Origin of the sequence: Nonomuraea ceibae (assembly GCF_019396325.1) — a bacterium.
GTDB classification, from domain to species: Bacteria; Actinomycetota; Actinomycetes; order Streptosporangiales; family Streptosporangiaceae; genus Nonomuraea; species Nonomuraea ceibae.
Genome location: NZ_JAHKRO010000031.1, coordinates 58205 through 80224, shown reverse-complemented (window position 1 = coordinate 80224; position 22020 = coordinate 58205). Strand labels below are relative to the sequence as shown.

The 22020-nt window shown below is 72.5% G+C and carries 20 protein-coding genes; 11 read left to right on the top strand and 9 right to left on the bottom strand.

The genetic code is table 11. The features are described 5' to 3' along the window. On the top strand, nucleotides 1-1036 hold a 1036-nt coding region (locus tag KME80_RS21005), incomplete at its 5' end, for an aminotransferase-like domain-containing protein (protein ID WP_219507585.1). 48 nt (nucleotides 1037-1084) lie between these two features. On the opposite strand, the gene KME80_RS21000 is transcribed toward KME80_RS21005, so the two are convergent. Genes KME80_RS21000 through recO form a run of 3 tightly spaced genes read right to left on the bottom strand, consistent with a single transcriptional unit; the run spans nucleotide 1085 to nucleotide 3092 of the window. Next, nucleotides 1085-1558, bottom strand: a complete 474-nt coding sequence (locus tag KME80_RS21000; protein WP_219507584.1) for a potassium channel family protein — start codon at nucleotides 1556-1558, stop codon at nucleotides 1085-1087. A 29-nt stretch (nucleotides 1559-1587) separates the two neighbouring features. Next, nucleotides 1588-2361 carry an isoprenyl transferase gene (locus tag KME80_RS20995; RefSeq protein ID WP_219507583.1) on the bottom strand — a complete coding sequence of 258 codons (774 nt, stop codon included), beginning with the start codon at nucleotides 2359-2361 and terminating at the stop codon, nucleotides 1588-1590. Next, a complete protein-coding gene (gene recO, locus KME80_RS20990) occupies nucleotides 2358-3092 on the bottom strand; it encodes a DNA repair protein RecO (RefSeq protein WP_219507581.1) in 735 nt (244 codons plus the stop codon). The genes KME80_RS20995 and recO overlap by 4 nt, the downstream gene beginning before the upstream one ends. Before the next feature lie 147 nt (nucleotides 3093-3239). On the opposite strand from recO, the gene KME80_RS51930 reads away from it, so the two are divergent. The 3 genes from KME80_RS51930 (at nucleotide 3240) to KME80_RS20975 (ending at nucleotide 7120) form a co-directional block, all read left to right on the top strand. Further along, the gene (locus tag KME80_RS51930; RefSeq protein ID WP_219507579.1) at nucleotides 3240-4784 is read left to right on the top strand and encodes a CDP-alcohol phosphatidyltransferase family protein; all 1545 of its coding nucleotides are present in this window, start codon (nucleotides 3240-3242) and stop codon (nucleotides 4782-4784) included. Continuing rightward, entirely contained in the window at nucleotides 4781-5500 is a 720-nt protein-coding gene (locus KME80_RS51925) for a DUF5941 domain-containing protein (protein ID WP_219507578.1), read from the top strand. The genes KME80_RS51930 and KME80_RS51925 overlap by 4 nt, the downstream gene beginning before the upstream one ends. A gap of 207 nt (nucleotides 5501-5707) precedes the next feature. Continuing rightward, the gene (locus KME80_RS20975) at nucleotides 5708-7120 is read left to right on the top strand and encodes a glycoside hydrolase family 16 protein (protein WP_219507576.1); all 1413 of its coding nucleotides are present in this window, start codon (nucleotides 5708-5710) and stop codon (nucleotides 7118-7120) included. 38 nt (nucleotides 7121-7158) lie between these two features. Here KME80_RS20975 and KME80_RS52790 read toward each other — a convergent pair whose 3' ends face one another. Continuing rightward, a complete protein-coding gene (locus tag KME80_RS52790; protein WP_219507574.1) occupies nucleotides 7159-9495 on the bottom strand; it encodes a GH1 family beta-glucosidase in 2337 nt (778 codons plus the stop codon). Between the two features lie 88 nt (nucleotides 9496-9583). Here KME80_RS52790 and KME80_RS20965 point away from each other — a divergent pair, with 88 nt between their 5' ends. From KME80_RS20965 to rocD, 3 genes are all read left to right on the top strand, one after another. Continuing rightward, complete coding sequence (locus tag KME80_RS20965) at nucleotides 9584-10039, top strand: Lrp/AsnC family transcriptional regulator (RefSeq protein ID WP_219507572.1); 456 nt, start codon at nucleotides 9584-9586, stop codon at nucleotides 10037-10039. 156 nt (nucleotides 10040-10195) lie between these two features. Then, complete coding sequence (gene ddaH, locus KME80_RS20960) at nucleotides 10196-10993, top strand: dimethylargininase (RefSeq protein WP_219507571.1); 798 nt, start codon at nucleotides 10196-10198, stop codon at nucleotides 10991-10993. Continuing rightward, nucleotides 10994-12202 (top strand): ornithine--oxo-acid transaminase, encoded by a 1209-nt coding sequence (rocD, locus tag KME80_RS20955; protein WP_219507570.1) that lies wholly within the window; start codon nucleotides 10994-10996, stop codon nucleotides 12200-12202. Between the two features lie 133 nt (nucleotides 12203-12335). Here the strand turns inward: rocD and KME80_RS51920 are convergent, their stop codons facing one another. From KME80_RS51920 to KME80_RS20935, 4 genes are all read right to left on the bottom strand, one after another. Continuing rightward, entirely contained in the window at nucleotides 12336-13565 is a 1230-nt protein-coding gene (locus KME80_RS51920; RefSeq protein ID WP_219507567.1) for a CU044_5270 family protein, read from the bottom strand. Next, a complete protein-coding gene (locus tag KME80_RS20945; protein WP_219507565.1) occupies nucleotides 13558-14145 on the bottom strand; it encodes an RNA polymerase sigma factor in 588 nt (195 codons plus the stop codon). The genes KME80_RS51920 and KME80_RS20945 overlap by 8 nt, the downstream gene beginning before the upstream one ends. A gap of 90 nt (nucleotides 14146-14235) precedes the next feature. Further along, nucleotides 14236-14946, bottom strand: coding sequence for an SAM-dependent methyltransferase (locus tag KME80_RS20940; protein ID WP_219507564.1), 711 nt, complete (start codon nucleotides 14944-14946; stop codon nucleotides 14236-14238). 22 nt (nucleotides 14947-14968) lie between these two features. Next, nucleotides 14969-16525, bottom strand: coding sequence for an alkaline phosphatase D family protein (locus tag KME80_RS20935; RefSeq protein ID WP_219507562.1), 1557 nt, complete (start codon nucleotides 16523-16525; stop codon nucleotides 14969-14971). 180 nt (nucleotides 16526-16705) lie between these two features. On the opposite strand from KME80_RS20935, the gene KME80_RS20930 reads away from it, so the two are divergent. Further along, nucleotides 16706-17983, top strand: coding sequence for a Glu/Leu/Phe/Val family dehydrogenase (locus KME80_RS20930; RefSeq protein ID WP_219507561.1), 1278 nt, complete (start codon nucleotides 16706-16708; stop codon nucleotides 17981-17983). 4 nt (nucleotides 17984-17987) lie between these two features. Here KME80_RS20930 and KME80_RS20925 read toward each other — a convergent pair whose 3' ends face one another. Next, on the bottom strand, nucleotides 17988-18419 hold the full coding sequence (locus tag KME80_RS20925) for a MarR family winged helix-turn-helix transcriptional regulator (protein ID WP_219507559.1): 432 nt from the start codon (nucleotides 18417-18419) through the stop codon (nucleotides 17988-17990). A 48-nt stretch (nucleotides 18420-18467) separates the two neighbouring features. Here KME80_RS20925 and KME80_RS20920 point away from each other — a divergent pair, with 48 nt between their 5' ends. Genes KME80_RS20920 through KME80_RS20910 form a run of 3 tightly spaced genes read left to right on the top strand, consistent with a single transcriptional unit; the run spans nucleotide 18468 to nucleotide 21967 of the window. Further along, nucleotides 18468-19547, top strand: a complete 1080-nt coding sequence (locus KME80_RS20920) for a substrate-binding domain-containing protein (protein WP_219507557.1) — start codon at nucleotides 18468-18470, stop codon at nucleotides 19545-19547. A gap of 54 nt (nucleotides 19548-19601) precedes the next feature. Then, complete coding sequence (locus KME80_RS20915; protein ID WP_219507556.1) at nucleotides 19602-20966, top strand: APC family permease; 1365 nt, start codon at nucleotides 19602-19604, stop codon at nucleotides 20964-20966. Next, nucleotides 20963-21967, top strand: a complete 1005-nt coding sequence (locus KME80_RS20910; protein ID WP_219507554.1) for an acetamidase/formamidase family protein — start codon at nucleotides 20963-20965, stop codon at nucleotides 21965-21967. Before KME80_RS20915 ends, KME80_RS20910 begins: the two co-directional genes overlap by 4 nt. The last annotated feature ends 53 nt before the right edge of the window (nucleotides 21968-22020 follow it).

Sequence of the window (22020 nt, the reverse complement as noted above, 5' to 3'; positions counted from 1 at the left end):
GCGGGCGCTGGCCGCCGCGCTCGCCCGCGCCGCCCGCCGTCCCGGCGCCTGGCGCCGCGCCCCGACGGCCGGGCTCGCGCCGCTGCGCGCGCTGTTCGCCCGCCAGGCGGGCGGCTCGGTGACCGCCGACGACGTGCTCGTCACCGGCGGCGGGCAGGGCGCGCTGTCGATGCTGTTCAGGGCCATCGTCGCCCCCGGCGGCCCGGTCCTCATGGAGTCGCCCACCTACCCGGGCGCGCTGGCCGCCGCCCGCGCCGCCGGGCTGCGCCCGCTGCCGGTGCCGACGGACGCCGACGGCATCCGCCCCGACCTGCTCGCCGACGCCTTCGCCATGACCGGCGCGCGGCTGCTCTACTGCCAGCCCACCTTCCACAACCCGACCGGCACGGTCCTGGCCCCCGGCAGGCGCGATCAGGTGGTGGAGGTGGCCAAGGCGGCGGGCGCGTTCCTCGTCGAGGACGACTTCGCCCGCCATCTCGGCCACGGCGGCCCGCTGCCGCCCCCGCTGGTCTCCGGCGACCGCGACGGCACCGTCATCCACCTCACCTCGCTGACCAAGCCCGCCTCCCCCAGCCTGCGCATCGGCGCGGTGATCGCGCGCGGCCCGGTGATGCGGCGGCTGTGGGGGATGCGCTTCGTCGACGACTTCTTCACCGCCCGGCCGCTCCAGGAGGCCGCCGTCGAGCTTCTCAGCACCCCGGCTTGGGAGCGGCACCTGCGGACGCTCTCGGCCGCCCTGCGCGAGCGCTGCGCGCTGCTCGCCGCCTGTCTCGCCCGCGACCTCCCGCACTGGACGCTCACCCGGCACCCGACCGGCGGCCTGCACCTGTGGGTACGCCTGCCGGACGGCGTCCAGGACACCACCCTGGCCGACGCCGCCCGCGCCCACGGCGTCGCGGTGGACGCGGGCGCCCGCTACTTCCCCGCCGAGCCCTCGGGCCCCTTCCTGCGGCTCTCCTTCGCCGCCGCCCCGGGCCCGGCCGACCTCGCCGAGGCCACCCGCCGCCTGGCCGCGCTGCCGCCGTCACCCTCCTGAGAGAGGCGCCATCCTCTTGGGAGGGACGTCACCCTCCTGGGAGGGGCGTCACAGGTGGCGGCGCTCGCGCAGGCGGCGGGTCAGCAGGGTCGCGGCCGTGGCGAGGACGACCAGGTTGAACACCATCTGCGCCAGCACCAGCGCCCTGGCCACCTGCCCCTGCGCGTGCACGTCGCCGAAGCCGACCGTGGCCAGCGTCGAGACGGCGAAGTAGAGGGCGTCGGTGCGCGTGCGCAGCCCGGCGAACTCGTTCTCGCCCCAGACGGCCACCCCGTAGTCGGCCAGCGCGAACAGGGCGACGCCCGCCACGGTCGCCACCGCCAGGCCGGTCGCGGGCAGGGAGCCGGGCTCGGCCGTCGCCTGCCGCCTGGCCGCGCGGGCGACGCCCACCACGACCAGCGCCACCCCGGCCGCGAACACCGCCGCGCGAGCCCACCTCAGCCACAGGGGCCCGCCGGCCTCCAGCGGGACGAGGTAGTAGAGCGCGATGACCAGGGCAGAGTTCCAGATCAGTCGCCACATGTCCTGACGTTGCCCACGTCAGGGCGCGCTCAGACCTGGTTGGGCACCGCCCCGCCGTAGCGGCGGTCGCGCTTGGCGTAGATCTCGCACGCCTCCCACAGGTCGCGCCGGTCGAAGTCGGGCCAGAGCCGGTCCAGGAACACCATCTCGGCGTAGGCCGACTGCCACAGCAGGAAGTTGGAGAAGCGCTGCTCCCCCGACGAGCGGACGAACAGGTCGACCGGCGGGATCTCCGGCTCGTCGAGGTAGCGGGCGAAGACCTTCTCGTTGACCTTCGACGCCCTGACGCGGCCGGCGGCGATGTCCTCGGCCAGCTTGACCGCCGCCTCGACGATCTCGGCCTGGCCGCCGTAGTTGACGCAGAACTGCAAGGTCAGCGCCCGGTTGTGCTCGGTCATCGCCTCGGCGGTCTGCAGCTCGGAGATCACGCTCTTCCACAGCCGGCCCGGCCGGCCCGCCCAGCGCACCCGCACGCCCATCGCGTTGAGCTCGTCGCGGCGGCGCCGGATCACGTCGCGGTTGAAGCCCATGAGGAAGCGCACCTCGTCGGGCGAGCGCTTCCAGTTCTCCGTGGAGAAGGCGTACGCGCTCAGGTAGGGGACGCCGAGCTCCAGGGCGCCCTCGATGACGTCGAACAGGGACGCCTCCCCCGCCTTGTGCCCCTCGGTGCGCGGCAGGCCGCGGGCCTTGGCCCAGCGGCCGTTGCCGTCCATGACGATGGCGACGTGCCGGGGCACCAGGTCGCGCGGGATCGGCGGCGGCGTCGCACCGGACGGGTGCGGCGACGGCGGGCGGGGATTCACGCGGGTTCCCTTTCTACGTGGCGCAGCGAGCGGATGCCGTGCTCCAGGTGCCATTGCAGGTAGGCCGCCACCAGGCCGCTGCACTCGGTGCGGTGGCGCGGCTCTGAGGCGTCGGCGGAGACCCAGTCGCCCCGCAGCAGCGCCGTCATGAGCCCGATCGTCTCCCCGGCGGGCACGGCCGAGCCGGCCGGGCGGCACGCCCCGCACACCACGCCGCCCGCCACGATGGCGAACGCCCTGACGGCCGGGGCCCGGCACTTGGCGCACGCCTCCAGCGCGGGCGCGTAGCCGGCGACGGCCAGCGAGCGCAGGAAGTAGGCGTCGAGCACCAGCCTGGCCTCGTGGTCGCCGTCGGCCAGCGTGCGCAGCCCGCCCACCAGCAGCAGGAACTGGCGCAGCGCCGGCTCCTTCTCGCCGTGGGTGAGCCGGTCGGCGGTCTCCAGCATCGCGGTGCCGGCGGTGTAGCGGGGGTAGTCGGCCGCCAGCGTCTCGCCGTAAGGTCTGATGGTCTCGGCCTGGGTGACCACGTCGAGTGTGCGTCCGGTGTGGAGTTGCAGATCGACGTGGGTGAACGGCTCGAGCCTTGCGCCGAAGCGCGAGGTGGTGCGGCGCACCCCCTTGGCCACGGCCCGGATCTTGCCGGTGCGCTTGGCCAGGATTGTGACGATGCGATCGGCTTCGCCGAGCTTTTGCGTGCGCAGGACCACGCCCTCGTCACGGTAGAGACTCACTCGCTCATCTTATGGCCGGGAAAGCGTCGGCACTTCGTGCTCCGGCCGTGCGGCGGTGACGCGTTGCTCAGGAACCCTTACTACACTTTGACGCCTGTCCCGCATTGCCCGATGTTCAACCCCCCGAAACCGCCTCGAAAGGGAGTCATGACCCGCGTGGTCCTGCTGGGCTCTTCGCCCGGCCCCGACACCGCTCCGACCGGCCTGAGGCTCGCCGCGCTACCCGGCAATCCCACCGTCTCCGAGCGGCTGCACAGCCAGCTTCGCACCATGGACCCGCGGCCCGCCACGATCGCGTCAGGCGACGTGGCCGCCGCCCTGCGCGCACTGGCCGAGGTCGCCGAGTCGGCGACGGAAAGCCTGTTCATCATCCCGGAAAACTCGGTCGTCCACGACGAGCTGATCTACCAGATCACCAAGTCCAAGCGCGGCGCGCTGGTGCTCGTCGCCAAGGAGCCGCGCCCGGCGGCCGGGGAGGACTCCGACGAGGACCCCGGCGCGGGACAGGAGGAGACGGCCGAGGCCGTTCCGATCGAGGAGGCAGAGCCAGAGATCGGCATGAACCGGGTCGAAGGGCTCCCGGTTCGCTCCCGCATCGGCAAGTCGCGGGTGGTGTCGATCGGCACCGCCACCCACAAGGTGACCCGGCCCAACGCCGTGCTGCTCGGCCCGGTCCACATCAGCGCGCGCAACGCGCCGGTGCTCGCCGAGACCTGCCGTCAGCTCGCCGACATGGCCGACGCCTTCGGCCCCGACGACGACCTGGTGCAGATCATCGCGTTCGGCCTGGTGCGCAACGGCGTCTCGGTCGGCATCCGCGGCCGCCGCGACCTGTTCTACCGCCGCGTCACCACCCAGGAGGAGGCCAACGAGGCCGGCTCCGAGATCATCGGCATGGACGAGGACCGGGCCAGGCTCGACAACGCCGTCAAGGGCGCCGACGGCTTCTTCACCACCTACTTCGTCTCCACCTACTCCCGCTTCATCGCCCGCTGGGCGGCCCGGCGCGGGCTGACGCCCAACCAGGTCACGCTCATCTCCATCGCGCTCGGCGTGGCCGCCGCCGCCTGCTTCGCCACCGGCGACCGGGTCGGCATGGTCGCGGGCGGCATCCTGATCTACTTCGCGTTCGTCTTCGACTGCGTCGACGGCCAGGTCGCCCGCTACGCCCGCAAGTTCGGCGTGCTCGGTGCGTGGCTCGACGCCACGTTCGACCGGTTCAAGGAGTACGTGGTCTTCGCCGGCCTGGCGATCGGCTGGGTCGTGGCTGGTCACGGCGACGACACGATCTGGATCTTCGCGCTGGCGGCGATCGGCCTGCAGTCCGTGCGCCACCTGCTCGACTTCTCCTTCGGCATCGCCAACCGGCGCGCCAAGGCGCCCGCGCAGCTCCCGACGCTGCCGCTCGACGCGCCCGACGACCGGGCCCTGCGCCAGGCGCTGGAGCGCCGCAAGGTCGAGCGCAGCCAGGGCATCCGCGGGCTGCTCAAGATGTGGACCAAGGCCGGCAAGTACCGCGCCGTCCACTGGGCCCGTAAGATGATCGTGTTCCCCATCGGCGAGCGGTTCGCGGCCATCGCGATCACCGCCGCCCTCTTCGACGCCCGCATTACCTTCCTCACGCTGGTGATCTGGGGCACCGTCGCCGCCGCCTACACCCTGACCGGACGCCTCATGAGGTCGCTCGCATGATCACCCACCCGCAGGCCGCCGCCACCCCCGCACCCGACCCGGACGAGGAACGCCGCCGCGTCCAGACCGCCCGGCTGCTCGCCTACCGTGACGACGGGCCGCTCGTCCACGCGCTCGCGGGCAAGCTCGGCAAGGGTCTGCCGCCGGTCCCCGCCACGCTCGCCGCCCTGCTGGCCGTCATCGCCGTCACTGCCGGCGGGCTGCTGGAGCCGGGGCCGATGCTGCTGGTCCCGCCGCTGATCATGGTGCTGCTGGTGCTGCCGACCGCGCCGCGCCACCACCTGGGCCGCTTCGACTGGCTGACGCCGCCGCTGCTGCGCGGCGCCGAGTTCCTCACGCTGATCGTCGTCGGGCTGACCGCCGACGCGCCGAAGTGGCTGCTGTTCGTGCTCGTGTACGTGGTCGGCTACCACACCTATGACACCGTCTACCGGACCCGGCAGTCGATCTGGCCGCCCGCCTGGGTGTTCCACGCCGGGCTCGGCTGGGAGCTGCGGCTGCTCATCATCGGCGTGGGCGCCGCCTTCGGCTGGCTGACGCCGGTGCTGGCGGTGCTGACCGCCTACCTGTTCGTGCTGTTCGCCGTGGAGAGCGTGACGAGCTGGGTGCGCCTGGACAAGGCGTCCGCCCAGGCCGGCGCCGAGGCGGAGCAGGACCTGGAGGCCTCTCCCGAGGAGGCCATGGAGCAGGCCACGGGCGAGGCCGAGAAGGGCTGAGCCGCACGCTCGCGCACGAAGGGCCGGTCGCCGTCGCGACCGGCCCTTCGGCATGTCCGGGCGCCCGCGACTGAGAGCGCTCTCCCATCGGAACGGTCCCGGCGATCCGAGGCCCGGACAGACTGTTGACAGCGGGTCAACGGGTGTGTTCAGCTAATCGAGAGAGCGCTCTCTCCGGTTTGCCTCCGCACCCCCCGGGAGCAGCGAATGACGTTACGTACCCTCCGATCCGCCGGCCGCCGCCGGCTCGCGGCCGTGGCCGCGGCGCTGACGCTGGTCAGCGGCCTGCTTGTGCACGTGGCGGTGAGCGCCTCCGCCGCCGTGCCGCCCACCCCGTCCGGCTGGTCGCTGGTCTGGTCCGACGACTTCAACGGCCCCTCCGGCTCCCCGCCCTCCTCCGCCAACTGGCAGATCGACACCGGCCACGCCTACCCCGGCGGCCCCGCCAACTGGGGCACCGGCGAGATCCAGAACTACACCTCCAGCCCCTCCAACCTGGCCCTCGACGGCTCCGGCAACCTGCGCATCACCCCGCTGCGCAGCTCCTCCGGCGAGTGGACGTCGGCCCGCATCGAGACCAGGAAGGCCGACTTCAAGCCCGCCGCCGGGCGCGTCCTGCGCATCGAGGGCCGCATCCAGATGCCGAACGTCACCGGCGACGCCGCCCTCGGCTACTGGCCGGCGTTCTGGGCGCTCGGCTCCCCCTACCGGGGCAACTACTGGAACTGGCCCGGCATCGGCGAGTTCGACATCATGGAGAACGTCAACGGCGTCAACTCCGTGTGGGCCGTGCTCCACTGCGGCGTCAGCCCCGGCGGGCCGTGCAACGAGAACAACGGCCTCGGCGCCAGCCGCGTCTGCCCCGGCTCGTCGTGCCAGTCGGCCTTCCACACCTACCGCTTCGAGTGGGACCGCAGCGTCACCCCCAACCAGCTCCGCTGGTACGTGGACGGCCAGCAGTTCCACAGCGTGAGCCAGTCCCAGTTCGACGCCACCACGTGGAACAACATGACCGGGCACGCCGGCTACTTCCTGCTGCTCAACGTGGCGATGGGCGGCGGCTTCCCCAACGGCGTGGCCGGGTTCGGCACGCCGACCGCGGCCACCGTGCCGGGACGGCCGATGGTCGTCGACTACGTGGCGGTGTGGCAGAGCGGCGGCACCACCGAGCCGTCGCCGACGATCACCCCGACCTCGCCCGGCGGCGTCGACGCCCGCTCCACCATCCAGGCCGAGCGCTACCAGGCGCAGTCCGGGACGATGGTCGAGGCCACCACCGACGCGGGCGGCGGCCAGAACGTGGGCGCCATCGCCAACGGCGACTGGCTCCGCTTCGACGGGGTGAACTTCGGCGCCACGGCGGCCCGCCAGTTCAAGGCGCGGGTCGCGTCCGGGGCCGGGGCCGGCGTGAGCGGCCTGGTCCAGGTGCGGCTCGGCAGCCCGACGGCCCCGCCGATCGGCGACTTCGCGATCGGCAACACCGGCGGCTGGCAGAGCTGGCGCACGGTCCCGGCCAACATCTCACCCGTCACCGGCACCCACACCGTCTACCTGACGTTCGCCAGCGGCCAGCCGGCCGACTTCGTCAACGTCAACTGGTTCACCTTCTCCACCAGCTGACCGCCCCCGGGCCTCCCCCATCGGGGCGGCCCGGCCGGTCAGGCGCTGGAGCCGCGCACCACCAGGCGGGCCGGGAGCACCACCGAGCCGGCGTGCCTGCCCTCCAGCCGTGACAGCAGCAGCCGGGCCAGGGCCATCGCCTGGTCCGTCACGGGAGTCCGTACGGTGCTGAGGGGCGGGGTGGTGGCGGAGGCGGCGTCGATGTCGTCGAAGCCGACGACCGCCAGGTCGGCGGGCACCCGGCGGCCGGCCTCGGCGGCGGCGCGCAGCGCGCCGATCGCGAGCTGGTCACCGGTCGCGAAGACGGCGTCGAGGCGGTCGTCCTCGGCGAGCAGCCGGGTGAGCGCCTCGGCGCCCGACTCGCGGGTGTGACCGGCGAGCGCGAGGTGCGGGCGCAGCCCGGCGCGTTCCAGGGCCTCGCGGTGGCCGGTCAGGCGGTCCTGGACGGCCACCAGGTCGGTGGGGCCGCAGATGACGCCGATGCGGCGGCGGCCCTGGCGCAGCAGGTGCTCGGTGGCCGCCGCGGCGCCACCCGCGTTGTCCACGTCCACGTACGGGACGAGCGAGGCGACGGCGGGCTTGCCGAGCAGCACGACGGGCGTGCCGGTGCGGGCCAGCCGCTCGGCCAGCGGGTCGGGGCCGTCGGGCGGCAGCAGCACCACGCCGTCGAGCAGCCCGGTCTCCACCCGCTCCAGGATGCGCCGGTGGCTCTCGGCGGTGTCGGCGAGCATGAGCGTGACCTGCTTTCCCGCGCCTTCGAGGACGCTGGTGACGTACTGGACGACGGCGGCGGTGAGGGCGTCGCCGCCCTGCCGGGGCACGGCCAGGACCAGCGCGATCGCGTCGGTGCGGCGCGTGACGAGGCTGCGGGCGGCGGCGTTGGGCACGTAGCCGAGCTCGCGGACGGCGCGCAGCACGCCGGCGCGGACCTCCGGGCTGACCGACGCCTCGCCGTTGACGACGCGCGAGACCGTCGCCCGGGAGACGCCGGCGCGGGCGGCGACGGTCTCCAGCGTGGGGCGGCGCGGCCGGTCGCCGCCGAGGCCGTTGCGGCGCACCACGTCGCGGTACCACAGCGCGCTGTCCTTCATCCGCCGCTTCTGGGTGGCGAAGTCGACGTGCACGAGCCCGAACTTCCGCTGGTAGCCGTCGGCCCACTCGTGGTTGTCGAGCAGCGACCAGACGAGGTAGCCGCGCACCCGGGCGCCGCGCTCGACGGAGGTGCGCAGGGCGCGCAGGTGCTCCTCGATGAAGTGGATGCGGTCCATGTCGCGGATGCCGTCGCCGGTGACGGTGTCGGCGAAGTCGGCCCCGTTCTCGGTGATCATCAGCTCCAGGCCCGGATGCTCGCGGGTCAGCCGGTCGAGCAGCAGCGTGAGCGCGCCGGGCACGATGGGCCAGCCCATCGCGGTCACGGCGGTGGGCACGGTGCAGAACAGGATGCCGTCGCTGCCCGGGTAGGCGGGGTCGGCGGGCTCGCTGGGCTGGGCCTGCACGACGGTCGGCGCGTAGTAGTTGACGCCGAGCAGGTCGAGCGGGCCGGAGATGAGCTCCAGGTCGCCGTCACGCACGTGGTCCGTGCCGGCGAGCTCCACCACCCGGTCCGGGTAGCGGCCGCGCGTCAGCGGCTCCAGGAACTGCCCGTGCATGAGCTCGTCGATCCTGGCGACCGCGGCGGCGTCCTCCTCGCTCAGCTCGCGGGCCGACCCGATCACCTGGCCGGGGGTCATCACCGGCCCGAAGTTGAGCACCGCGCCGATCTCCCGGGCGCCCGCCGAGCGCAGCGCGTCCGCCGCCAGCCCGTGGCCGAGCAGCAGGTGGTGGGCGGCCCTGAAGGCGTCGGCGGCCGACCTCCTGCCGGGCGCGTGGATGCCCGCGCCGTAGCCGAGGAACGCCGCCACCCACGGCTCGTTCAGCGTGAACCAGGTGCCGACCCGGTCGCCCAGCCGCTCGTGCACCACCCGCGCGTAGTCGGCGAAGCGCAGCGCCGTGTCGCGCTCCGGCCAGCCGCCCCGGTCCTCCAGCGCCTGGGGCAGGTCCCAGTGGTAGAGCGTCACGTACGGGGTGATCCCGGCCGCCAGCAGCTCGTCCACCAGCCTGTCGTAGAAGCCCAGCCCGGCGGCGTTCACCCGGCCCGCCCCCTCGGGCATCACCCGGGGCCAGCTCACCGAGAAGCGGTAGGCGCCCAGCCCCAGCTCCTTCATCAGCCGCACGTCCTCGGGATAGCGGTGATAGTGGTCGCAGGCGTCCCGCGAGTCGGAGAAGGAGTCCCAGATCGACGGGCCGCGCCCGTCGACGGCGTTGGCGCCCTCGATCTGGTAGGCGGACGTGGAGACGCCCCAGACGAAACCCTCGGGAAAGCGCGTGCTGCTCATGACCGGTGACCTTCCAGCGTGTTAGAGGCGCCCAGTCTGCCGGGAGGTGATCGTCGCGCGCCACACGGCCAGGCGATATACAGAGCGCGTGGAACTGGACCGGCTGGATCGTGACATCATCGCGGCGCTCGTGGACGACGCCCGCCAGACCTACGCCGAGATCGGCCAGCAGGTGGGCCTGAGCGCGCCGGCCGTCAAACGGCGGGTGGACCGGCTGCGCGAGAGCGGCGCGATCACCGGTTTCAGCGCCCGGGTGGCACCGCAGGCGCTCGGCTGGACGACCGAGGCGTACGTGGAGCTGTTCTGCCAGGGCAAGACGAAGCCGTCCGACATCGCGCTGGCCGTCTCCCGGTTCCCGGAGGTGGTCGGCGCGGCCACGATCACCGGCGAGGCCGACGCCCTGCTGCACATCCGGGCGACCGACGTCAGGCACGTCGAGCGGGTGATCGAGCGCATCGCCGCGCAGGCGTTCGTGGTGCGGACCAAGAGCGCCATCGTGCTCTCCAGGCTCGTCGACAGCCCTCCCGGAACCGCCATGCCGTGACAGCGCAACGAATCACCGCTCACCTGGCACAAGACGCAACAGAACACCGCCCACGCGCAATGTCGCCCTCTTTCCCCACAGGCCTCCCGATTCTTAGGCTGTGGCTCCGTCCTCCCAGGTGAGGGCGTATTCCAGCATGAACACACGGAGCCCTGCATGCCCAAACACTTCCTCATGTGCCGCCCGGAGCACTTCACGGTCGCCTACGCGATCAACCCGTGGATGAACCCCGAGGCGGGCGCCGACCGCGACATCGCGATCCGGCAGTGGGAAGGCCTCAAAGCGGTGTACGAGAGCCTCGGGCACCAGGTCAGCCTCATCGACCCGATCGAGGGGCTGCCCGACATGGTCTTCGCCGCCAACGGGGCGCTCGTCGCCGGCGGCCGGGTCTACGGGGCGCGCTTCGCCTTCCCCGAGCGCGGCCCCGAGGGTCCCGCCTACCTGCGCTGGTTCGCCGAGCGCGGCTACCCCGTGCTGGAGCCCACGCAGGTCAACGAGGGCGAGGGCGACTTCCTCACGCTGGACGAGGTCATCCTGGCCGGTACGGGCTTCCGCACCGACCCGGCGGCCCACCAGGAGGCCCAGGAGTTCCTCGGCCGGCCCGTGGTGACGCTGCGGCTGGTCGACCCGCGCTTCTACCACCTCGACACCGCGCTGTTCCCGCTCGACGGGCGCAACGTCGCCTACTACCCGGGCGCCTTCTCCGAAGGCAGCCGCCAGGTGCTGCGCCGGATGTTCCCGGACGCGGTGCTCGCCTCCGCCGCCGACGCCGAGGTCCTCGGCCTCAACGCGGTCAGCGACGGCACCAACGTCGTCATCAACGCCGAGGCCGGAGACCTCCAGCTGGAGCTGAAGCGGCGCGGCTACGAGGTGATCCCGGTCGACCTGTCGGAGCTGCGCAAAGCCGGTGGCGGCCCCAAGTGCTGCACACTGGAAATCAGGGGGGAGAACTGAATGACCAGCAGCGCGGACCTCATCGAGGCCAGTGAGCGCCGGAGCGCGCACAACTATCACCCGCTGCCCGTGGTGATCCACGAGGCGCACGGGGCATGGGTGACCGACGTCGAAGGCAGGCGGTACCTGGACTTCCTGTCCGGCTACTCCTCGCTCAACTTCGGCCACGGCAACGAGAAGATCATCGAGGCGGCCCAGGAGCAGCTCAAGAACCTGACGCTGACCAGCCGAGCCTTCTACCACGACCAGTTCGCCCGGTTCTGCGCCGGGCTGGGCGACCTCACCGGCAAGGACATGATCCTGCCGATGAACACCGGCGCCGAAGCCGTCGAGACCGCCATCAAGGTCGCCCGCAAGTGGGGCTACCAGGTCAAGGGCGTCGAGCCCGAGCAGGCCGACATCATCGTGATGGAGGACAACTTCCACGGCCGCACCACCACGATCGTCAGCTTCTCCACCGACCCCGACGCGCGCGGCGACTTCGGTCCCTACACGCCCGGGTTCACCGTGGTGAAGTACGGCTCCGCCGAGGCGATCAGGTCCGCCATCGGGCCCAACACCGTCGCCGTGCTCGTCGAGCCCATCCAGGGCGAGGCCGGCGTGCTCGTCCCGCCGGACGGCTACCTGGCCCAGGTGCGCGAGATCTGCACCGAGAACAACGTGCTGATGATCGCCGACGAGATCCAGTCCGGGCTCGGGCGCACCGGCAGGACCTTCGCCTGCGACCACGAAGGCGTCGTGCCCGACATCTACGTCCTGGGCAAGGCGCTCGGCGGCGGCGTCGTCCCCGTCTCGGCCATCGCCGCGAACGAGGACGTGCTCGGCGTCATCAAGCCGGGGCAGCACGGGTCCACCTTCGGCGGCAACCCGCTCGCCTGCGCCGTCGGCAACGCCGTCATCGACCTGCTCAACACCGGCGAGTTCCAGGAGCGGGCCGCCCGGCTGGGCGACATCATGCACGCCCGGCTGCGCGAGCTCGTCGGCGACGGCGTCGTGACCGTACGCGGGCGCGGCCTCTGGGCCGGCGTCGACGTCGACCCGTCCCTGGCCACCGGGCGCGAGGTGTCCAAGGCCCTGCTGGAGCGGGGCGTGCTGGCCAAGGACACGCACGGGTCCACCATCCGGCTCGCGCCGCCGATCGTCATCTCCGAGGAGGACCTCCACCGGGCCGTCGACCTCCTCGCCGACGCCCTCGCCTCCTTCCGCTGACCCACTCGCCCTCCCACCAGCGGAGGTGAGGGGCCCTCCCGCCCGTGAATGCGCCATCCCCCGTTACGGCCCTCTCCCAAGGAGACGGGCCGTGAGGGGGGCGAGGCGGCTCTCCCCAGGAGGGTCGCGGGGGTCAGCCGGTAGGGGTGGGCATGGGGCCGGCCGGGGTGGGGGACGCCGACTCGTCCACGGGGAAGTCCTCCGCCGGGACCTCCGGGCGGGACTCCGACGGGATGGGGGTCGGCTCGGCCGCCGGGAAGTCCTCCGCCGGGGCGGCCGTCTCCGTCGGGACGTCCTCCGTCGGCGCGTCCTCCGCCGGGGCGGCCGTCTCCGTCGGGGCCGGGGACGCGGATTCGGCGGGGCCCTCGCAGCTGTCGTCCCCGTCCGGGGAGTCCACCTCGGGCAGCCGGTCGACGACGGTGACGTTGAGCTGGGCGGTGTGCGCGAGCAGGCTGCCCTCGGGCGCTTCCGCCGCGCGGGCGTCCACGACCGTGGCACGCTCGCCGAGGAGGCTGTACGTGCCGCGGTCGAAGATGAGCTGCCGCAGGGTCCCGTCCGAGGCGGGCAGCCCGAGGGCCACACCGCGTCGCCCGGCGGAGTCGGCCACCCCGTCGGCCTCCGTCACGCCGGGGATCGCCTTGATCTCCTGGAACAGCGCCTCGCGCTGCGCCCTGGGCAGGTAGCTCTCGCGGACGAGCTCGGCCGCCGCGTCGAACGCCTGCTGGGCGGCGTCGGCCTTGCCGGGCGGCGCGTCGCGGCGGATCAGTGCGCGCAGGGCGGCCGCGTCGAGCCCGCTCAGGTAGGCGTAGTCGTCACGCTGGTCCCCCATCCGGCCGGGGCAGGACGCGAGCCGGTTCCAGCCGGAGCCCTTCCAGTCGTGGGCCACGGCGGGCAGCTCCCGGCCGGGCCACGGCTCGGGCGGCCGTCCCTCGATGTACAGCAGCCCGTCCGCGCTCCCGTCCACCGACCGGTAGATCTTCCGGTGCGTCCGGTAGAGGTGGCGGCTCTCCTCGCCGTCCTCCCCGGCCTGGAACGAGGCGTACATGGTGTCGGACTCGATCAGGATGAACTGGCCGGGCCGGGGCCGCAGCTCGGGGAAGAACTGCGCGGCGGCCCGCGTGACGGAGCTGCCGGCGACCGGCGACTGCCCGTTCTGCCCGGACAGGGCCACGGCGACGCCCCCGACCAGGGTGACCGTCATCCCGAAGGCGGCCACGGCCTGCCAGCCGAACCTGGGCAGCCGCAGCCCCCTCCCCCGGCGCGCCTCGCGCATCAGCGCCTCGCGGGCCCGGAAACGGGCCTCGGGCGGGTAGGGCGGCACCGCCGGGCGGCCGTCCGCGAACTCCTTGAACTCCTCATCCATGCCGGGGCTCCTCTGCTGCGAAGGGATCGTTGCCGCCGAGTGCCCTGCGCACCTTGGCGCGGAGCCTGTGCAGCCTGGACCGCACGGTGCCGACGGGGACGCCGAGGGCGAGGGCCGCCTCCTCGTAGGTGAGGTCGGCCCAGGCGACGAGCAGCAGCAGGTCGCGCTCGGCGGCGCTGAGCGCGGTCAGCGCCTTGGCGAGCCGGGGCTGGAGCTGCTCGGCGGTGACGCGGTCGGCGCTGCGCTCGTCGAAGGTGCCCGGCCGCTCCGGGCTCACCTTGGCCAGGGCGTGGTTGCGCCGCCGTTCGGCCCTGCGGTGCTGGGCGACGACCCGGGTGGCGATCCCGTACAGCCAGGGCCTGGCGTCGGGCCAGGCCGGGTCGTAGCGGGCCCGGCGGCGGAAGGCCACCAGGAACACCTCGCCGGTGACGTCCTCGGCCAGTTCGGGGCCGAGGCGCCGGGCCGCGTAGCGGTGGATCTCGTCGGCGTGCCGGTCGAACAGAGCCGCGAAGCTTTCCGGGTCGTCGCGTGAACGCCCGATCAGCGCGGAGTCGTCCAGCGCCTCTGACACTTCCTGCACACCCACCACGTCGTCGGTCCTCTCTCATGCGGTCATCTGGTTCTTGGCCGCACGGGGGACCACGGTTCCGACTATTTCGCGAAACACCGACTATTTCGCGAACCGCCAGACGTCCAGGCCGCCGGGGGCGTCGGCGCGGGTGAACCCGGCGGCGGTGAGCTCGGCGTCGAGGCGGGCGCGGGTGGGGCGGTGGCTCTCGCTGATGACCTCGTCCTCGCCGATGACGACGCCGCGCTGGGTGACCACGTAGCGGAAGCGCCAGCGGGTCAGCTCGCCCTCGGCGGCCAGGAGGTGGCCGTGCACCTCGTAGCGGTGCCTGCCGACGCGGTAGGAGCCCAGGAGCTCCGGCTCGCCGGGGACGGCGGGCGCGGGCTCGCGGCGGTCGAACACGAGCAGCCCGCCCGGCCGGAGCTGGCGGGCCAGCGTCTCCCAGAGCCGCGGGCGCGTGGCGGCGTCGAACGCCTGGAGCACCGCGATCATGACGACGGCGCCGACCGGCTCGTCGACGTCCGCGTCGAGGGCCCCGTACGGCAGCACGGTGACGCGCTCCAGCAGGCCGGGCCGCTGGGCGAGGCGGGAGACGAGCACGGCGCGCATGCCGGCGGCGGGCTCGACGGCGAAGATCTCGCCGCCGGTGGCGGCGGCGATGACCTCGGTGATCAGGCCGGTGCCCGCGCCGATCTCCAGCACGGGCCCGCGCACCCGCGCCAGCACGGGCGGGAGGGCGGCGCGGGCGGCGGGCACGTGGCCGTCCTCGTGCCACAGGTCGTAGAAGGGCACGGCGACGTCATACTGATTCATGACGCCGACACGATAATGGTTTTCATTCCAGTTGTACAGTGCCGAGTTCCTTGACCTCCTCGCCGGTCGACTGGAGCCAGGTGGCGCGGGCCTCGGGCAGCTTGAGCGTGGCCAGCGCGTTCTGGAACCACGGCCCGGCCACCACCCGCCACCTGAACGGCGGGCGCGGGATGCGGGCCGAGCGCGCCAGCAGCCCGCCGACCAGCGTGGCGATGCCGAACTGGGTGAAGACGTTGGCCCAGCGCAGCAGCCGGCTGAGCGGGTTGCGAATCGGCGAGCAGACCACCTGGTAGACCGGCGCCTTGCGGGCCTTGGCGACATAGGAGTAGTGCACATCGCCCGAGAGGATGAGCACCGGCTTGCCCAGCCCGGCGAACAGCCTGGCCAGGTCGTCGAACGAGCGCCGGAACGCCGCCCAGTGCTCCAGGTCGACCGCCTGACGGAAGCGCTCCGACAGGCGGGCGACCGTGCGTCCCCAGGCGCCGTCACACAGGGCCTCGTTCCAGTTCTGCACGCCGTGGACGCCCTCGGGCAGCAGGAACGGGATGGACGAGCCGATGATCAGCCGCTCGGCGGGCGCGGACACCTGCTCCTCCAGCCACGCCTGTTCGGCCGGGTCGAGCATGCGCCGGTCGCCGGGCGTGAGCTGCCTGGCGCACCGGGTGTCGATCATGATGAGCCGGGACGGGCCGAGGTCGCGGGCGTAGCTCCACCGGTTGCTGGACGGCTCGGCGTCGGCCAGGGCAGCGAAGGCGTCGAGCGCGGCCGCCCCGTCGCCATCAGCACCCGACAAATCACGATAAAGCGGGTCAGCAGCCCGTTCGGCGGGCGACAGGTTGCCCAGGTGCTGGTACACCCAGTACGCCCCCAGCCCGGCCACCACCCGGCGCTTCCACCAGCTCGTCGCGGCCATCTCCTCGCGCCAGGTCTTGGAGGTGTTCCAGTCGTCGCGCAGGTCGTGGTCGTCGAAGATCATCGCGGTCGGCACGGTGGACAGCAGCCAGCGGATCTCCGGGTCGGTCCACGCCTGGCGGTAGAGCTCGGCGTACTCCTCGAAGTCGGCGATCTCGTCGCGCGGCTCGGTGTCGCGGCGGGCACGGATGAACTCGAGCATCTCGGGCGACGGGCTGTCGGCGTAGACCTGGTCGCCGAGGAGCAGGAGCAGGTCGGGCCACTCCTCCTCGTCCGCCCGCGCCAGGTGGCAGCCGTAGGCGCGCAGCACGTCGTGACCGTGGGTGAGGACGTGCGCGGTGTCGTGCGGCACGCTCGTCCGGCACGACCCGAACGCCAGCGAGCGCGGCCCGCTCTCGGGCAGCCGCCGGATCCGGCTCTCCGGCCGTCCTTCCGGCGGCCACACCTGGTCACCGTCAAGTCGCACGGAATACGTGATGACATCCTGGGAAATATCAGTGATGTCGACAATCGCGTAATGGTGACCGTGGACGGTGAAGGTGGGCGACTTGTACGGCCGACCGCCTGCCTCCACGGTGACCGTACACGGCGCTTCGGCCTCCACGAAGATCGAGGCGCTGGCAGAATCGACGTAGCGCAACATCGGCCCGACCACCAGTGCGGGCATCACACCCCCCGGTTCGACAGTTCGGCACACTCTGGGCCACAAGCCTGCCAGAGTGTCGCATATCGAGCACTAGGCAACTCCAGACACCCCCTCTAGGCTGATCACGACAAGTACGCCCAAAAGGGTTAGGCAACGGCGCTTTACCCAGACATCGGGCGTCCATAACAGGAGGACCTCTTCATGAGCGTCATGGTGCCGTCAAAGACGCCGGCACAGACCACCCCTGGCCGCCAGGCCCTGGATTCCGCTCTTCACCAGCTCGGCCAGGCGGCCGAGCACCTCGGGCTCGACGACGGGCTCCGTACGATGCTCGCCACGCCCCGCCGGTCGCTGACCGTCTCGGTCCCGGTCCGGCGCGAGGACGGCCGCATGGACGTCGTCCAGGGCTTCCGGGTGCAGCACAACGTCTCGCGCGGCCCGGCCAAAGGCGGCATCCGCTTTCATCCGGGCACCGACATCCACGAGGTCACCGCGCTGGCCATGTGGATGACGTGGAAGTGCGCGCTGGTCGGCATCCCGTACGGAGGCGCCAAGGGCGGCGTCGCCGTCGATCCGGGCACGCTGACCACCCGCGAGCTGGAGCGGCTGACCCGCCGCTACGTCAACGAGATCCTGCCGATGATCGGCCCGGAGAAGGACATCCCGGCCCCCGACGTCGGCACCGACGAGCAGACCATGGCCTGGATCATGGACACCTACAGCGTCAACGCCGGCTACGCGGTGCCCGGTGTGGTCACCGGCAAGCCGATGCAGCTCGGCGGCTCGCTGGGCCGGGCGGGAGCGACCTCGCGCGGCGTCCAGATCGCGGCGCTGTCGGCGCTGGGCCACGCGCCCGAGGGCGTGACGGTGGCCGTGCAGGGCTTCGGCAAGGTCGGCGCGCTCGCCGCGCAGTATCTGTCCGACGCCGGCTGCAAGGTCGTGGCCGTCTCCGACGTGACCGGCGCCGTCCACGCGCCCGGCGGCCTCGACGTCGCCGCGCTGCGCGCGCACGTGGCCGAGACCGGCCAGGTGCTGGGCTACCGCGACGCCGACGCGCTGGGCCACGACGAGCTGTTCGAGCTCGACGTGGACATCCTGGTCCCGGCGGCGCTCGAGGGCGTCATCACCGAGGCCAACGCGGCGCGGGTGCGCGCCCGGCTGGTCGTGGAGGGCGCCAACGGCCCCACCACGCCGGAGGCCGACGAGATCCTGGCCGCCAACGGCACCGTCGTGGTGCCGGACATCCTGGCCAACGCGGGCGGCGTCATCGTGTCCTACCTGGAGTGGGTGCAGAACATGCAGGCCTTCTCCTGGAGCGAGGGCGAGGTCGCCCGCAAGCTCAAGGACCTGATGGAGAGCGCCTACGGCGAGGTCAAGTCGATGGCCGCCGAGCGCGGGCTGACGCTCCGGCAGGCGGCGCACGTCATCGGCGTGGGCCGGGTCGCCGAGGCGCACCAGATGCGCGGCCTCTACCCGTGACCCGTTAGCGGTCGAGCTCGGCCACGAGCGACTCCAGGTCGCTCATCAGCCGCTCCATGCGGTCGTGGCCGAGGGCGTCGGCGATGAGGCGGTGGTGCTCGGCCACCGCCCCGTCCACCCGCGCCAGCAGGTCGGCGCCCCGGCCGGCGACGAACACGGCCACTTTGCGCCGGTCGCCCGCCGAGGGGCCGCGGTAGACCAGGGCCCGCTCGATCAGCCGGTCGACGGCCTTGGTCAGCGTCGGGTGCGGCATGAGCACGGCCGCCGCCAGCTCGCCCATCGAGTGGCCGCGCCCGTCGGCGAGCGCGCGCAGGATGCGCCACTGCTCGACGGTGACGTCCTCGCCGGCGAGGGCGGCGGCCAGCCCTCGGTTGACGCTCCGCTCGGCGCTGCTGAGGAGGTACGCGAGAGAGGACCCGAGCCCGGTGGCGGTCATTGAACAAGGTCCTTTCACCCGGGTGCTTTCCAGGAGGATACTCGTCGGGTGGCGGCGATCGTCGATCCTCTCGAGGCCCGGCTCCTCCCCTCCGGCGCGTTGCGTGTCGCGCTCGTGGTGCCCGTGTCGGGGGTGCTGGGGCTGGTGGGGCCCTGCGCGATCAACTGCGCCCTGATGGCGGCCGGCGAGGTCAACGCCGCGGGCGGGATGCTGGGCAGGCCGGTCGAGCTGGTGCTGGTCGACGGCGGCCGGGCCGCCCCGGTGGTCGCCGCCGAGGTGGGCGAGCTGGTCCGGTCGGGCGCCGTGGAGGCGGTGGCCGGATCCCACGCCAGTGACGTGCGGGTGGCGGTGGTGCGGGCGATCGGCGGCCGGGCCCCGTTCGTGTACGCGCCGCCGTACGAGGGGATCGGGCACGCACCGGGCGTCTTCTTCCTGGGCGAGACCCCCGGCAGGCAGCTCGCGCCCGGGATCGAGTGGCTGGCGGGGGCGCGGGGGGCGCGGCGCTGGTTCCTGCTGGGCAACGACTACGTGTGGCCCCGGCTGGTGCACGCGAGCGCGCGGGCCCGGCTGCGGGCTGCGGGCGCGCGGGTGGTGGGCGAGCGGTTCGTCCGTCACGGGGAGGCGACGCGCTGGCTCGACCGGGTGGCCGACACCCGGCCGGACGCGATCCTGCTGACGCTGATCGGCAGCGACCTGGTGGACTTCAACCGGGCCTACGCGGCCAGCGGGCTGGGCTCGGCCCGGCTGTGCGGGGCACTGGAGGAGCACGGGCTGCTCGGCATCGGCGGTGACGGCACCGGCGAGCTGTACGCGTCGATGGGCTACTTCAACGGCCTGGGCACCGACGCGAGCCTGGACTTCGCCGAGCGTTACGCGGCCAGGTTCGGGCCGCAGGCGCCGATGCTCAACGCCCACGGGCAGGGCTGTTACGAGGCGGTGGCGATGCTGGCGGCGCTGGCGTCCCGGGCGGGGTCGCTGGCGGTGCCGGAGGTCGACGCCGTGGCCGACGGCACCACGATCACCAGCGCGCGGGGGCCGCTGACGCTGCTGAACCGGCAGGTGCGCCGTCAGGTGCATCTGGGCAGGGCGGACGGCCTTGATTTCTTTCTAGAGAAACCTTTTCAATAGAAAGCTTCACCCTCTAATGTGCTCATCACCCCCAGCACATTGAAGGAGCCGTTCATGAGCACCATCGAACAGTTCGGCTACCGGCAGGAGCTCCAGCGCTCCCTCGGGTTCGCCGACCTGATGATCTACGGTCTGATCTTCATGGTGCCGATTGCGCCGTTCGGCATCTTCGGCACCGTCTTCGCCTCGTCCGGCGGCATGGTCGCGCTCGCCTACATCATCGGCCTGGTCGCGATGGCGTTCACCGCGCTGTCCTACGCCCAGATGGCCAAGGCGTTCCCGATGGCCGGCTCGGTCTACACCTACGCGGGCCGCGGCATCGCCGCCCCCGTCGGGTTCATGGCCGGCTGGGTGATCCTGCTGGACTACCTGCTCGTGCCGACCCTGCTCTACATGGTCGCCGGCGCCGCGATGCACTCCTTCGTGCCCGCCGTGCCGGTGTGGGCCTGGCTGATCGTCTTCATCGTGCTCAACACCGTGATCAACCGGCTCGGCATCCAGATGACCGCCCGGATCACCCGCATCATGCTGGCCGCCGAGCTCGTCGTCCTGGCGATCTTCCTGGTGATCGGCGGCATCGCGCTGGCGCAGGGCAAGGGCACGGCCGGGGCGCTCACGCCGGTCTTCGACTCCTCGGCGTTCTCCTGGACGCTGGTCTTCGGCGCCGCCTCGGTCGCCGTGCTGTCGTTCCTCGGCTTCGACGGCATCTCCACGCTCGCCGAGGAGAACCGCGAGGACGCCCGGCGCCTGGGCCGCTCCATGGTCGCCGCGCTGGCGCTGGCCGCCGTGCTGTTCGTGGTGCAGACCTGGGTGGCGGCCCTGCTCGTGCCCGACCGCGCCGCCCTCGTGCCCGGCGCCAACGTCGACAACGCCTTCTACGACACCGCCACGTACGCCGGCGGCGCCTGGCTCGGCGTGCTGTGCGCGGTGGCCACCGCGATCGCGTGGGGCTTCGCCAACTCACTCGTCGCCCAGGCGGCCACCTCGCGGCTGCTGTTCGCGATGGCCCGCGACCGGCAGCTCCCCTCGTTCCTGGCCCGCGTCGACCCCAAGCACAAGGTGCCCGTCAACGCCACCTTCTCCGTCGCGCTGATCACGCTGGTGCTGGGCGTCGGGCTGAGCTTCTACGCCGACGCGATCTCGCTGCTCAGCTCGCTCATCAACTTCGGCGCCATGACGGCGTTCCTGCTTCTGCACGTCGCGGTCGTGGTGCACTATGTCGTGCGGCAGCGCAGCCGCAACTGGGCCGCGCACCTGCTGGTCCCCGTGATCGGGTTCGCCGTGCTGGTGCTGGTCGTCATCAACGCCTCGGTGGCCGCCCAGGTGCTCGGGTTCGTCTGGCTCGGGATCGGGCTGATCGTGGCGCTGGTTCTCTACTCGACGGGCCGCCGTCCCGTCCTGCCCTCGGAGGTCTCTTGAACGTCATCTCTTACCGCCCCTCCCCCGAGGAGTACAGCTACACCTTCGGCGGCCGGGCCCCCGTCGGGAAGGTGCGGCCCGGCACGATCCTGGAGCTGTTCACCGAGGACTGCTTCGCCGGCCGCGTCCGGTCGGTGGACGACCTGCCGTCACAGGTGTGCGAGTTCCCCTATCTCAACCCGGTCACCGGCCCCTTCCACGTCGAGGGGGCCGAGCCCGGCGACACGCTGGCGCTGCACTTCGTGTCCATCACCCCGGCCAGGGACTGGGCCGTTTCGAGCACGTTCCCGCACTTCGGCGCGCTGACCGGCACCCACACCACGGCCATGCTCCAGCCGCCGCTGGAGGAGCGGGTCTGGTGGTACGACCTGGACGTGGCCAAGGGCGTGGCCGTCTACCAGGCGCGCAACAGCGACTTCCGGGTGGAGCTGCCGCTCGACCCGATGCACGGCACGGTCGGCGTGGCGCCCGGCGCGAACGAGTCCCGCATGACGATCGTCCCCGACGCGCACGGCGGCAACATGGACACGCCGGAGCTGCGCGCGGGCGTCACCGTCTACCTGGGCGTCAACGTGGAGGGCGGGCTGTTCTCCATCGGTGACGGCCACGGGCTCCAGGGGCACGGCGAGGTGTGCGGCACCGCCGTCGAGGCGGCCATGAACACCGTGGTCGCGGTCGAGCTGATCAAGGGCGTGGCGACGCCGTGGCCGAGGCTGGAGGACGACCTGCACCTGATGACGACCGGTTCGGCCCGGCCGCTGGAGGACGCCTACCGCATCAGCCAGCACGACCTGGTCACCTGGACGTCGTCCCTGACCGGGCTCGACGAGCTGGACGCCTACCAGCTCGTCAGCCAGGCCGGGCAGGCGCCGGTCGGCAACGTGTGCGACGCCAACTACACGATGGTCGCCAAACTGCCCAAGGCCTACCTCGGCACCCCTTCGGTGTACGAGTCGGCGCACGCCAGGCTGCGTGCGCTGGGCGCCCAGTACATGGCTTAGTAAACCTTGATGTCGCAGGTCAGCGGGCTGATCGTTTGCTGCTAGAAGTAGGT

Bases quoted from the DNA above. Each gene is read 5' to 3' on its own strand.
- KME80_RS51930 (WP_219507579.1), top strand. From the start codon at position 3,240: ATGACCCGCGTGGTCCTGCTGGGCTCTTCGCCCGGCCCCGACACCGCT.
- KME80_RS52790 (WP_219507574.1), bottom strand. From the start codon at position 9,495: ATGAGCAGCACGCGCTTTCCCGAGGGTTTCGTCTGGGGCGTCTCCACG.
- KME80_RS20975 (WP_219507576.1), top strand. From the start codon at position 5,708: ATGACGTTACGTACCCTCCGATCCGCCGGCCGCCGCCGGCTCGCGGCC.
- KME80_RS20935 (WP_219507562.1), bottom strand. From the start codon at position 16,525: ATGCCCGCACTGGTGGTCGGGCCGATGTTGCGCTACGTCGATTCTGCC.
- ddaH (WP_219507571.1), top strand. From the start codon at position 10,196: ATGCCCAAACACTTCCTCATGTGCCGCCCGGAGCACTTCACGGTCGCC.
- KME80_RS51925 (WP_219507578.1), top strand. From the start codon at position 4,781: ATGATCACCCACCCGCAGGCCGCCGCCACCCCCGCACCCGACCCGGAC.
- KME80_RS51920 (WP_219507567.1), bottom strand. From the start codon at position 13,565: ATGGATGAGGAGTTCAAGGAGTTCGCGGACGGCCGCCCGGCGGTGCCG.
- KME80_RS20930 (WP_219507561.1), top strand. From the start codon at position 16,706: ATGAGCGTCATGGTGCCGTCAAAGACGCCGGCACAGACCACCCCTGGC.
- KME80_RS20925 (WP_219507559.1), bottom strand. From the start codon at position 18,419: ATGACCGCCACCGGGCTCGGGTCCTCTCTCGCGTACCTCCTCAGCAGC.
- KME80_RS20940 (WP_219507564.1), bottom strand. From the start codon at position 14,946: ATGAATCAGTATGACGTCGCCGTGCCCTTCTACGACCTGTGGCACGAG.
- KME80_RS20915 (WP_219507556.1), top strand. From the start codon at position 19,602: ATGAGCACCATCGAACAGTTCGGCTACCGGCAGGAGCTCCAGCGCTCC.
- KME80_RS21000 (WP_219507584.1), bottom strand. From the start codon at position 1,558: ATGTGGCGACTGATCTGGAACTCTGCCCTGGTCATCGCGCTCTACTAC.
- rocD (WP_219507570.1), top strand. From the start codon at position 10,994: ATGACCAGCAGCGCGGACCTCATCGAGGCCAGTGAGCGCCGGAGCGCG.